Below are 11,332 nucleotides of genomic sequence, written 5' to 3'. Positions count from 1 at the left end.
TATGTTTTTTTCTTTTTTTTCCCACATCCACCACCAAAAACCACCTGAGCTTCTTAAAGACCATAAAAAACTTACCCAAAAATACCTTGATAAGATTTTGCAGAAGGTGGATTTGGATAGGGTTATTGATAGTTTAGGGATAGAAGATAAAGAGTTAGTTAAGCAGATGATAATTGATGCTGTGGTAATGCACGATGAAGGAAAAAGAAATCCGAATTTTCAGTATTACATTATGAAAAACAAAGATTTTAAAGATTTAGTTACGGACAAAGGGGATACGAAGCATTCGTATCTGTCGGCTAAGATATTTTTTGAGAAGTATTTTGATAAGGTGGATAAGGAAGTAGATGATAATGAGTTTTATAAGAAATTTTATTTTTTGCTTGGATTAAGTTACGTAATATCAAAGCACCATTCAAAGTTAGGGGAGTTTGAGAAGTTTGTTGATGATTTTTCGGATGAATTTGATTTAAAAGGTATTCTTCAATATCAAAGTGTTGATATCTATTTTGGGATTGAGTTTTATGTTGTAATGAAGCTTATTTACAGCATACTTATAAGTGCGGATTATTATGCTACTTTAGAGTACATGGCAGAAATTGAGGTTGATAATTTTGGAGAGTTTAGGGAGAAAGAAAAGTTTTACGAATATGAAGTAATTAAAAATATGGATAAGTTTGAAGGAGAGCTTAATAAAATCAGGCGGGAGATGTATAAAAAAAGCGAAGAAAAACTGCTTCAAAACCTTGATAAAAATATCTTCTATCTTAATGCCCCAACAGGTGCCGGGAAAACTCTTATGAGTATGAATTTGGCTTTGCAGTTTGAGCCGAAAAAGATTTTTTATGTTTTTCCTTTTAATACGCTTGTGGAGCAGACGGCGGGAGTGTTTAAGGAGATTTTTGATGATGTAGTGGTGATAAACTCAACTACTCCTATTGAGTTTGATGAAAGTGATATAAGGCAGTATGAGATAGCATATCTAAATAGAGCCTTTTATCATTATCCATTTATTTTGACAACTCACGTTAATTTTTTTGAGCTTTTGTTTGGGGTGGGGAAAGAAGAGAATTTTCCTTTTTGGCAGCTTGCGGGCAGTGTTGTGATTCTTGATGAGATACAAAGCTACAATGTCGATAAGTGGTGGTATATGGTTAAGATGTTGAATGTTTATAGCAAAATAATCGGGTTTAAACTTATCATAATGTCCGCGACTTTACCAAGGCTTGATAGGCTACTGAATGAAAAGAGGTTTGTTGATTTGCTTGGGAGTGGGTATCTTAAACATCCGGTATTTAAAGACAGGGTTGAGGTTGATTTTTCTTTGCTTGATAAAGAAATAAATTTTGAAGATATTGAAGAAGTGATACTAAGTGAAAACAAACAAAAAGTTTTGGTTGAATTTATAAAAAAAGATAGGGCAAAAGAGTTTTATGAGTATATGAAAGATACTGATGGTTATGAAGTTTATCTTTTAACAGGTGATGACAATAAACTTTACCGCGAAAAAGTTATCAAAAGATGTAAAAGTGAGGCAAGAATCCTTTTAATTTCAACTCAGGTGATTGAGGCGGGGGTGGATATTGATATGGATTTGGGGCTTAAAGATATAAGTTTGCTTGAGAGCGAAGAGCAGTTTATCGGGCGGGTTAATAGGAATGCAAAGAAAAATTCAAAAGTTTATTTTTTTGATATGGACAAAGAGGCGGATATTTACAGAGGTGATATTAGGCTTGGATTTTCTATAAAGAGTTATAAAGAAGTGTTTTTGAGAAAAGAGTATGAGAAATATTATATTGACGTACTTGATGCACTGAAGAAAGAAAAAGAAAAAATTAAATCCACAAAAAGCGAAATTGAAATTTTTAAAAGTAAAGTTATAAATCTTGATTTTGAATGGGTGAGGAAAGAGATGAAACTTATCAATGTCAAAACTCATACGATTTTCCTGTCTTTTAATATTGATATTAGTGAATTTGATATTGAGGTTAAAGATGAATTTTTAACTGACGGTATGCTTGACGGGTGTAAGGTATGGGAAGCGTATAAAGAAGCTAACGAAATAGAAAATTACGCAAAAAGAAAAATCGTATTATCTCAGGTTATGTCGCTTATGCAGTTTTTTACTTTTAATGTTTATTCTTATGTGGATATCAAAAAGTATAATGATTTAGTTGGCGGGATATATTTGATTAAGGACTATGAAGAGTTTGTAGATGATGAACTTAAATTTGATAGAAAGGCTTTTGGTGAGTATCAGAAAGGGATATTTTTATGATTACAGGTACAATTGTAAACTATTATTTCCACTGCAAAACCCAGATGTGGTTGCATTACCACAAAATCAACCTTGAAGACAACAGCGAAGATGTTAGAATCGGGAAAGTTTTACACGAAATAAGCGAAACAAAAGTAGATGAGGTGAGTTTCGAGGGGATTAAGGTAGATAAAATTACAAAAGATTATGTGGTTGAGGTTAAAAAGTCAGACAGTGACATAGAGGCTGGAAAGTGGCAGCTTTTATATTACCTTTATATTTTAAAGCAAAAAGGTGTCGAGAAAAAAGGTCGTTTGGAGGTGTTTGAGAAAAACAAGCAGGATAAAAAGAGGTTCGTTATAGAACTGACTGAGGAAAATGAGATGAAACTTCTTGAGATTTTAGATGATATTGAGAAAATTTTAAGAAGTGATACACCTCTAAAGCCGAAGTTTGAGGGCAAATGCAGGAAGTGTGCATATTATGAATACTGTTTTTTGTAACTGTTGCAAAAAATGCAACAATTCAAAAGTGCAGAATTTGTATATTGCAAAACAGGAGTTTAAATGAGGTTTATTTTTAACGTAATATTTTTAAGTTTAGTATTTAGCGGAATATTTTATTATTTTGAAAGAAAAAGTTTTATAGAAATTTTTTTTGCAAATTTGATAGTTGTTTTTATTTTTTTAGGATTTTTTAAATTACTGTTTGTATTTGTAAGTGGATTAGAAGAAAAAGTTTCAAATATTGATGAAAAAACAAAAAGTGGACTTTTGGCGGGGATTTTAATTGGGCTTGGAATTGGATGGATAATCGGGAGTGATGATGAGTGATTTTAAAGCATATATAAAGAAATGTGAATACGGCTGGATTGAGTTTTATATAAACGATATTAAAATTTATATTTCTTTTGCGTATAATCCTTTGTTTGAAATAAAAGAATCTCTTGAAAAATTAATTTGCGGCTGTGAAAATATTACTTTTGAAATAGATGAGGAAGGAAATGAAAAAAGATTTGAATTTTTTTATTCTAAACCTTACTTTTATTATGATGACAGGTATGTTTTAAAAATTTTTGACGATGATGAGCTTATTTTTGAAAAACGACTCAGTAAGGAAAAATTTGTCAGTGAAATTTATAAAACTTTTATGCTTTACGCATATTCGGATAAGTACAATGAAAAAGAGTGCGAAAGTTTTAGTGTTATAGATGCTGTAAGAAAATTAATCGGTAAAGATTTAAGTCAATATGAAATAATAAAGCTTTTGTTTGATAAATATAAAGATTTGAAATATTTTCTCGGAGGGTTGGAAAAATATCTTTTTGAATTGGAAAAATTTGATATTGACGAGTTAATTTATTTAGCCAAAAAAGAAAATCTAAAAACGAAAATACCAGTTTCTATTTATGATGAAAACACATCTATAGAAACAAAAATAAATGTCATTTTGGATTTGTTATATGAAGAAATTTATTCCGTGCATTATGAATTTAATTTAAAAGCGTTTTATTCAAAAAAGATTGAAGATTGTTTTTTATATAAAACCAAACAGGACCTAAAGCATATTGATACGTTTGAAATTGTAAATATTGGAAATAAAAATGTAGCTTTGATAAACAATATTCCATTTTTATTAAAAGAGGGGTTTGAATGCAATGTTAATGCCAAGATAATAAACTCTAAAATCGATTTGTTTATTAAAGATGATGAAGTAAAGCTTTGTAATATTTTAGAAGGGGATTATTATTACTTTTTGGAGGTTGATGATTATATTTTTAAAATTGAAAAAGAAAATTTTAAGGTTAAAATATGAAAACAAGATATATTTTCTCAATGGGTGAGATAAAAAGAAAAGATAATTCTATTGCCTTTAAAAATGAAAAAGGATGGGTTTATATTCCCGTAGAACAGGTAAGAGAGCTTTATTTTATGAATGAAGTGAGTTTAAATTCTAAGTTTTTAGATTTTGCAAGTAGGGCTGGGATAGTTTTGCATTTTTTTAATTACCACGGGAACTACTCAGGCACTTTTTATCCAAAAGAAAAGTATATCAGTGGAAAACTTACAATCAAGCAGGCTTTAGCATATGAAAACGAAAGATTGATAATAGCAAAAGCAATAGTCAGTGCAATTGCTGCAAATATTTATGAAGTTTTGTATCATTATTATAGGCATGATAAAAAGGAACTTAAGCCGTTTTTGGATTATTTGAAAAATGATATGCCAAGATTTATAGAAAAAGCAGACAAAATTAATAAGCTTCTTTTTATTGAAGGCAACATTTGGGCTGGATTTTATGACAGCTTTAAATATTTTTTACCGGCAGATTTTGTAATGAATAAACGTGTAAAAAGACCTCCCGATAATCCAATAAATGCTTTAATTTCCTTTGGAAATACGCTTCTATATACAAAAACGATAAGTGCAATTTATCAGACACATTTAGATCAAAGTATAAGTTTTTTGCATGAGCCAAGTGAGGCGAGGTTTAGTCTTAGTCTTGATTTGAGTGAAGCGTTTAAGCCGATAATTGTTTTTAGGACTATTTTTGATTTAGTAAATCGTAAGAAAATAAGAGTTGAAAAACATTTTGAAAAAAAATTTAATTATGCACTTTTAAATGAAGATGGTAAAAAAATCTTTATTCAGGCGTTTGAAGATAGAATTAACGAAAAATTTAAGCATTCAAAACTAAAAAGAATGGTGAGTTATAATACCGCAATTAAGCTTGACGGGTATAAACTTATAAAACACCTGCTGGAAAATAGAGAGTTTGTTCCTTTTTTGATTAAGGAGAAAAAATGAAAAAAGATTATAAGATTAATTATGTGTTTTTGATGTATGACATTGCTGATGAAGAGAGTGAAGCTGGAAAAAGAAGAGTAAACAAAGTTTTTAAAATCTGTAAAAAATATCTAACTCATCATCAAAAATCGGTTTTTAGAGGTGAAATCACTCCAAGCCGCCTTTTAAAACTACAAAAAGAATTAAAAGATGTAATAGATGAAGAACTGGATTTTATTACAATTATAAAACTTAAAAACAAAGAAAGCTTTTTGGAAGATACAATTGGCAAAAAAGAAAACGATATGTTTATTTAATTTTCCAACCTCTTTTTATTGACAATCTTTTAAAAACTTCGATATAATCGTAAAAATAAAAATTTTTTTGACAATTTAATGTTATAATTGTTTTGGTTGGAAAAAGGCGATAAAATCGCATTTTATATATAAAAAATCCCAAAATTCAATGTATAACACCGATACATTTGGAGTATTGAAATCCAATTCTTGCATTACGAGGTATTGCTATATCTTTATATAACACCGATACATTTGGAGTATTGAAATGCTGTAAGGTTTTCGACTTTGTCTGTTGCGGTTGTAATAACACCGATACATTTGGAGTATTGAAATTTTTTTATAAGTTTTTCCGTGTCTTTGTTCCCGAGCAAATAACACCGATACATTTGGAGTATTGAAATAGATTATGTTTAAACTCTTTCTCAAAAGTCTGCTCGGATAACACCGATACATTTGGAGTATTGAAATATATTCCCTAACGGGGGTTGAGCCTGAACTTGAAGGCATAACACCGATACATTTGGAGTATTGAAATTTTCGTATTTTAATTTTTCCAATTTAACTCCTTTTAAATAACACCGATACATTTGGAGTATTGAAATAAAGCAACAGCGTCAAGCTCACTCAAATCAATCGATAACACCGATACATTTGGAGTATTGAAATTCTTAGAATAGGCAGTTTTAACGTACTTTTTAAGATAACACCGATACATTTGGAGTATTGAAATTTATAATCTAAAGACTTAGTTAAATACTTAGTAACAATAACACCGATACATTTGGAGTATTGAAATTAGTCAAATCTCCAGCTCTTTACATCTTCTTGTGTTATATAACACCGATACATTTGGAGTATTGAAATTTTAGAAATGCTTGGACTTGACGAAGAGGGTCGGATAACACCGATACATTTGGAGTATTGAAATTTTGAAGAGAGCTACGAACAAATTTCTTCCCTATATAACACCGATACATTTGGAGTATTGAAATGTTTTAAGCGTTTCATTTTCTTTTTGCTTATTTAATAACACCGATACATTTGGAGTATTGAAATAGGAAGGAGAAGTCGAGATAATTAATGCAGGAGAAAAATAACACCGATACATTTGGAGTATTGAAATCCAAAAAGAGATTAAGCACCCTGAATTTCCCGTTGTGGATAACACCGATACATTTGGAGTATTGAAATTACGCCTGTCTTTCGACTTCTTCTTTCTCAACCACATAACACCGATACATTTGGAGTATTGAAATTAAACGCATATGCTAAAAGAAGTAATGCCCTTTCCATAACACCGATACATTTGGAGTATTGAAATAGATTATAAAAAGCAAAATCAAAATTATCATTAAAAATATAACACCGATACATTTGGAGTATTGAAATAATTTTTTACCATATGTAAAGTTATTTTTAAAAAATAACACCGATACATTTGGAGTATTGAAATTCGTTTTAAGTATGTTACACTTCCTTCTGGTAAAATAACACCGATACATTTGGAGTATTGAAATTTTGCATTTAGTGCTTTTTGTTAATACTAAAAATACATAACACCGATACATTTGGAGTATTGAAATTTTGAAGAGAGCTACGAACAAATTTCTTCCCTATATAACACCGATACATTTGGAGTATTGAAATGTTTTAAGCGTTTCATTTTCTTTTTGCTTATTTAATAACACCGATACATTTGGAGTATTGAAATAATAACTTGGATTCCGAACGGTAATTTAGATTGTCTAATAACACCGATACATTTGGAGTATTGAAATTCTTTAGCCAAAAAATTATGACACTCATCTAGAACAATAACACCGATACATTTGGAGTATTGAAATATAGCCCTTAGTGCGTCATTTTCATACTCATTTTTTATAACACCGATACATTTGGAGTATTGAAATAACACGGCAAGGGATTTGCCGCTATTTGTGTATTTAATAACACCGATACATTTGGAGTATTGAAATAAAGAAATTGTAAGAGAAAAAATTGAGGAGGTGCTAATAACACCGATACATTTGTAGTATTGAAATGTTAGAGTCAGAGAGCTATTTCTAAAAAAATAGACTTTATTATTTTTCTTTGTTACTATTGTCAAATAAAATATATTTTAGGGATTTTTATGAAAGATATTGTAAAATTTATAGACGGGGAAATTGAGATTGAGACAAAAGTGGAAAACGAAACGGTATGGATTACGCAAAAGCAGATGTGTGAGCTTTTTGGAACTGCAAAATCTACTATTAGCGAACACTTAAAAAACATTTTTGAAAGTGGTGAATTAAACAGAGAATCAACTGTTCGGAAATTCCGAACAGTTAAAATGGAAGGAAACAGAAAAGTTTCAAGAAATATTGAATATTACAATCTTGACGTAATAATCTCGGTGGGATACAGGGTAAACAGTAAAAAAGCAACGAAATTCAGACAATGGGCTACGAAAATTTTGAAAGATTATATTTTAAAAGGATATGCTCTAAATCAAAAAAGGTTGGAGCAAAACTTTAATGAATTTAAGCAGGAAATTGAGCTTTTACAAAAAGCAATTAAGCAAAATTTAAATGAAATTGAGGCAAAAGGATTTCTTGATATTATCACAAAATACGCAAAAAGCTGGATTTTACTGAATCAATTTGATGAAAATAGACTCGAAATCCCAAAAGGTAAAGAAGCAAAATTTATACTTGATTATTATGAAGCGGTTAGAGAAATAGAAAAATTAAAAAATGAGCTTATAAACAAAAAAGAAGCAACCGAGCTATTCGGACAGGAAAGGGAAAACAGCTTTAAAGGTATTATCCGTAATATTTACCAGACATTCGGTAGTGTTGATTTATTACCTACTATTGAAGAAAAAGCCGCAAATCTGTTTTATTACATTGTAAAAGACCATCCGTTTGTGGACGGAAACAAAAGAATAGGCGCTTTTATGTTCGTATTTTTTTTGAGTAAAAATAATTATTTGTATGATGAAAACGGTGAGCTTAAAATCAATTCCAACGCTCTTGTATCACTTGCTCTTTTGATAGCCCATTCAAATCCGAATGAAAAAGATTTGATAATTAAACTCATTATGAATTTAATAGGGGAGTAAATCATTTATTTGTTATAATTTACAAAAAGAGGGTATATGTTTAGAAGGCAAATCGAAGTAATAGGTGAAAAAAATCAAGAAAAGTTATCTGAAAAAAGCGTATTGATAGTCGGGTGTGGGGGGCTTGGGAATATAATCGCCACTACTATTTCTTGTATCGGGCTTCGTAAAATCTACTTGATAGACTATGATACGATAGAGCTTCACAATATTCATCGTCAATTTCAGTTTTCAAAAGCAGATATCGGAAAAAGCAAATCAAAAACCCTTTGCGAGAAGATAAATAGATGCGAAAATACCGAAATTATTGCACTTGAGGGGATGTTTGATGAAAATATGAAAATTGATGTCGATTTGGTTTTTGATGCGACCGATAATTTTGAAGTAAGAAAAAAGATAGATTCTTTCGCGAAAGCTAAAAAGATTCCTTGGATATATGCGAGTGTTGAAGAGACAAGAGGTCAAGTCGGTGTTTTTAGAAAAACTTCTTTTGAGATATTTGCTACAAAAGCTCACGAAGTCAAAGGCCAGCTGCCTCCTATGGTAAATTTAATCGGTTCGATTGCTTCGATGTCGGGACTTAAATGTTTGATAGGGGAGTGCAAAGAAGTGCTTTATTATGTCGATTTTTCTGAAGATTTAGAGATAAAGAAGTTTAGTTTTTGAATATTGATTCAATAATTTCAATTAAGAAAAATTTTCGTTTAATGTCTTTTTAATGTCATTTTGCGTTGGTATGATTTCAAATAAAAAAACAAAAAAGAGGAGAAGATGAAGTACATCGAAGCAAAAATCAGTGTTGAACTAAAAAAACCGGTACATTTCCAATACGCACCGGAGTTAATCTCAAATTACATCAAAGAAGCGGTAAGCGATAGTGAAAACTACGACTATGTTTTTTCGAATTTAGGTAAAGCGAACAGCGAGGGAATGTTCGAATACGACGGAGTAATCGCACTTAGAAGTTTCTCTCAAGAATTCATCGACAAAGCGGTAAAAAACCTACTCGATTTTGAAAACGAACACTTCAAAACAAAAAACATCTACACTTTTACAAGCAGTTTTCAGCCGATTAATACATTGTATACTTTAAACCCTGCATTCGTTTTAATTGACGAAAATATTTTCTGGACGTTTAAATCAAGCGGTGATTTTGAACTGCTTGAAAAATTAATTCTTGACGATTTAGTAGAAAAATACGAAAGAAACTTCGGAGAAAAACTTGAAGACGTTAAGTCTTTTATTAAAATTATGAATATCAAAAACGAAAAACCTTTTAGTTATATGTATGACGATAAAAAATATTTCGGTTACAAAGTTTTAATCAACCCTAAAGAAGACGAAATTTCACAAAAACTTGCATTTACTGCGGTTGGCTGCGGACTTGGACATAAAAACAAAGAAGTCGGCGGCGGATTTACAAAAATCTTAAACTAATCTCTCCTTTTCTTTTAAATTTTCCCGAATAAACATATGTGTTAAACTTGAATTTTTTGAAATTATTTAATTTGTAGTAGTATTATTGAGAATTTTGTAGAAAAGTAGAAAAACTAAGCGAAAGGTTCGCTTAGAATTTTACTTTATTTTTGAAAGCTGATTTTTTGCTGTCTAATTTTTCCATTTTCTCTTTTTTCATTTTTTTAAGTTGAGATTTTTTTGCGTTTAGTTTTGCTTTTTTGTTTTTTAAAGCTTCTTTTTTTGAGTTCATTTTTGCTTTCATTTTTGATTTTTTGTTTTTTAGAGCGGCTTTTTTTGCGTTTGCTTTATCTTTTAGTGCGCTTTTTTGATTTTTGATTTTGCTGATTGTTTTGCTGTTGAAACCTTTGATGTTTTTAAGGTCGTTAATACTTTTGATTTTGTGAGTTTTTCTGTATTGGATGATAGCTTCCGCTTTTTTAGGTCCGATACCTTTTACTTTCATAAGTTCAGCTTTTGAAGCCGTATTAAAATCGATAGCCATTAAGCTTGAAAGAGCAAATGCTAATGCTAAAAGTGTTTTTTTCATTCTGTTCCTTTATTGTGTTTTTGCAAGATTATTGTAGTGACAAAGGATGATATTAAAATGATATAAAATTTATCCGAGAAAGAGAGGGAGTTAAGAAGAGATGAGTTTTTTCATTTTTATGATAGCTTCTTTTAGTCCCAAGAATACCGAATTTGCAATGATACTATGCCCGATATTCAGTTCTACGATTTCTTTTATGTTTGCTATTTCTTTTACGTTTTGATAATTTAGCCCGTGGCCGGCAGCTACCTCAAGATTTAGGTCGTTTGCGTAAAGTGTGGCGTCTTTTAGGAGTTTTAGTTCCAATTCGAGTTCTTTTTTTAGAGTTTTTCTATCTAAATTTTCAAAAATTTTAAAAGGTGTTTCGTTGATGTTTGTGTTAAGCGCTAAGAATAAGTTTGCATACCTTCCGGTGTGTAGTTCTATCATTTCGGCTTTTAATTCCGCGCTTTTTTCTATTTGTTTTGTATCGGGGTCTATAAATAATGAAACTTCAATATCGTTTTTGTGGAGTTTTTCTATTGCGTTTTTTATCTCTTTTTCGAATTTCACAACATCAAGACCGCCTTCGGTAGTGACTTCTTCTCTTCTTTCGGGTACCAATGTAGCTCTGTGAGGTTTTAGAGTGCAGATAATATCAATAATTTCAGGATTTATCGAACATTCCATATTTACGGGTAAAAAGCTGTTTTGAACTATTCTTTGTGCATCGAAATCGGTAATATGACGTCTGTCTTCTCTGAGGTGGATGGTTACTTGGTCGGCACCGGCTTCTTTTAGGATTTCAAGAGCCATTAAAGGGTCGGGTTCGTTAATTCTGCGGGCGTTTCTTAACGTCGCGATATGGTCGATATTTACTCCGAGTTTCATAAATTTTCCTTT

General features: G+C 30.7%; 11 protein-coding genes and 1 CRISPR repeat array. Of the genes, 9 read left to right on the top strand and 2 right to left on the bottom strand.

Annotation, left to right across the window (positions count from 1 at the left end):
• Position 1 precedes the first annotated feature (1 nt).
• The 9 genes from cas3 (at position 2) to EDC58_RS02700 (ending at position 9,882) form a co-directional block, all read left to right on the top strand.
• Complete coding sequence (gene cas3, locus EDC58_RS02740) at positions 2-2,278, top strand: CRISPR-associated helicase Cas3' (RefSeq protein WP_123351968.1); 2,277 nt, start codon at positions 2-4, stop codon at positions 2,276-2,278.
• Positions 2,275-2,760, top strand: coding sequence for a CRISPR-associated protein Cas4 (locus EDC58_RS02735; RefSeq protein ID WP_123351967.1), 486 nt, complete (start codon positions 2,275-2,277; stop codon positions 2,758-2,760). The genes cas3 and EDC58_RS02735 overlap by 4 nt, the downstream gene beginning before the upstream one ends.
• Positions 2,761-2,823: 63 nt before the next feature.
• A complete protein-coding gene (locus tag EDC58_RS02730) occupies positions 2,824-3,090 on the top strand; it encodes a hypothetical protein (protein ID WP_123351966.1) in 267 nt (88 codons plus the stop codon).
• Positions 3,083-4,072, top strand: coding sequence for a hypothetical protein (locus EDC58_RS02725; protein ID WP_123351965.1), 990 nt, complete (start codon positions 3,083-3,085; stop codon positions 4,070-4,072). Before EDC58_RS02730 ends, EDC58_RS02725 begins: the two co-directional genes overlap by 8 nt.
• Positions 4,069-5,064, top strand: coding sequence for a type I-B CRISPR-associated endonuclease Cas1b (gene cas1b / locus EDC58_RS02720; RefSeq protein ID WP_123351964.1), 996 nt, complete (start codon positions 4,069-4,071; stop codon positions 5,062-5,064). The genes EDC58_RS02725 and cas1b overlap by 4 nt, the downstream gene beginning before the upstream one ends.
• Complete coding sequence (cas2, locus tag EDC58_RS02715) at positions 5,061-5,360, top strand: CRISPR-associated endonuclease Cas2 (RefSeq protein WP_123351963.1); 300 nt, start codon at positions 5,061-5,063, stop codon at positions 5,358-5,360. The genes cas1b and cas2 overlap by 4 nt, the downstream gene beginning before the upstream one ends.
• Before the next feature lie 152 nt (positions 5,361-5,512).
• Positions 5,513-7,384: a CRISPR direct-repeat array (repeat unit 30 nt; unit sequence ATAACACCGATACATTTGGAGTATTGAAAT).
• Positions 7,385-7,473: 89 nt separating this feature from the next.
• On the top strand, positions 7,474-8,445 hold the full coding sequence (locus EDC58_RS02710; protein ID WP_123351962.1) for a virulence RhuM family protein/type II toxin-antitoxin system death-on-curing family toxin: 972 nt from the start codon (positions 7,474-7,476) through the stop codon (positions 8,443-8,445).
• Between the two features lie 36 nt (positions 8,446-8,481).
• Positions 8,482-9,111, top strand: coding sequence for a HesA/MoeB/ThiF family protein (locus tag EDC58_RS02705; RefSeq protein WP_123351961.1), 630 nt, complete (start codon positions 8,482-8,484; stop codon positions 9,109-9,111).
• A 105-nt stretch (positions 9,112-9,216) separates the two neighbouring features.
• Complete coding sequence (locus EDC58_RS02700) at positions 9,217-9,882, top strand: hypothetical protein (RefSeq protein WP_123351960.1); 666 nt, start codon at positions 9,217-9,219, stop codon at positions 9,880-9,882.
• A gap of 130 nt (positions 9,883-10,012) precedes the next feature.
• Here EDC58_RS02700 and EDC58_RS10135 read toward each other — a convergent pair whose 3' ends face one another.
• Complete coding sequence (locus EDC58_RS10135; protein ID WP_123351959.1) at positions 10,013-10,450, bottom strand: ComEA family DNA-binding protein; 438 nt, start codon at positions 10,448-10,450, stop codon at positions 10,013-10,015.
• Positions 10,451-10,540: 90 nt separating this feature from the next.
• A complete protein-coding gene (locus tag EDC58_RS02690) occupies positions 10,541-11,320 on the bottom strand; it encodes a pyridoxine 5'-phosphate synthase (RefSeq protein WP_123351958.1) in 780 nt (259 codons plus the stop codon).
• Between the last annotated feature and the right edge of the window lie 12 nt (positions 11,321-11,332).

It is taken from the genome of Caminibacter pacificus, assembly GCF_003752135.1.
In the GTDB taxonomy this organism is placed as follows: domain Bacteria; phylum Campylobacterota; class Campylobacteria; order Campylobacterales; family Nautiliaceae; genus Caminibacter; species Caminibacter pacificus.
Note: the sequence above shows the minus strand (reverse complement) of the source record. Positions and strands in the feature narration are given on the sequence as shown.

What these genes read in the sequence shown, in the direction of transcription:
- cas3 (WP_123351968.1), top strand. Translation starts at nt 2, where the DNA reads ATGTTTTTTTCTTTTTTTTCCCACATCCACCACCAAAAACCACCTGAG.
- EDC58_RS02735 (WP_123351967.1), top strand. Translation starts at nt 2,275, where the DNA reads ATGATTACAGGTACAATTGTAAACTATTATTTCCACTGCAAAACCCAG.
- EDC58_RS02730 (WP_123351966.1), top strand. Translation starts at nt 2,824, where the DNA reads ATGAGGTTTATTTTTAACGTAATATTTTTAAGTTTAGTATTTAGCGGA.
- EDC58_RS02725 (WP_123351965.1), top strand. Translation starts at nt 3,083, where the DNA reads ATGAGTGATTTTAAAGCATATATAAAGAAATGTGAATACGGCTGGATT.
- cas1b (WP_123351964.1), top strand. Translation starts at nt 4,069, where the DNA reads ATGAAAACAAGATATATTTTCTCAATGGGTGAGATAAAAAGAAAAGAT.
- cas2 (WP_123351963.1), top strand. Translation starts at nt 5,061, where the DNA reads ATGAAAAAAGATTATAAGATTAATTATGTGTTTTTGATGTATGACATT.
- EDC58_RS02710 (WP_123351962.1), top strand. Translation starts at nt 7,474, where the DNA reads ATGAAAGATATTGTAAAATTTATAGACGGGGAAATTGAGATTGAGACA.
- EDC58_RS02705 (WP_123351961.1), top strand. Translation starts at nt 8,482, where the DNA reads ATGTTTAGAAGGCAAATCGAAGTAATAGGTGAAAAAAATCAAGAAAAG.
- EDC58_RS02700 (WP_123351960.1), top strand. Translation starts at nt 9,217, where the DNA reads ATGAAGTACATCGAAGCAAAAATCAGTGTTGAACTAAAAAAACCGGTA.
- EDC58_RS10135 (WP_123351959.1), bottom strand. Translation starts at nt 10,450, where the DNA reads ATGAAAAAAACACTTTTAGCATTAGCATTTGCTCTTTCAAGCTTAATG.
- EDC58_RS02690 (WP_123351958.1), bottom strand. Translation starts at nt 11,320, where the DNA reads ATGAAACTCGGAGTAAATATCGACCATATCGCGACGTTAAGAAACGCC.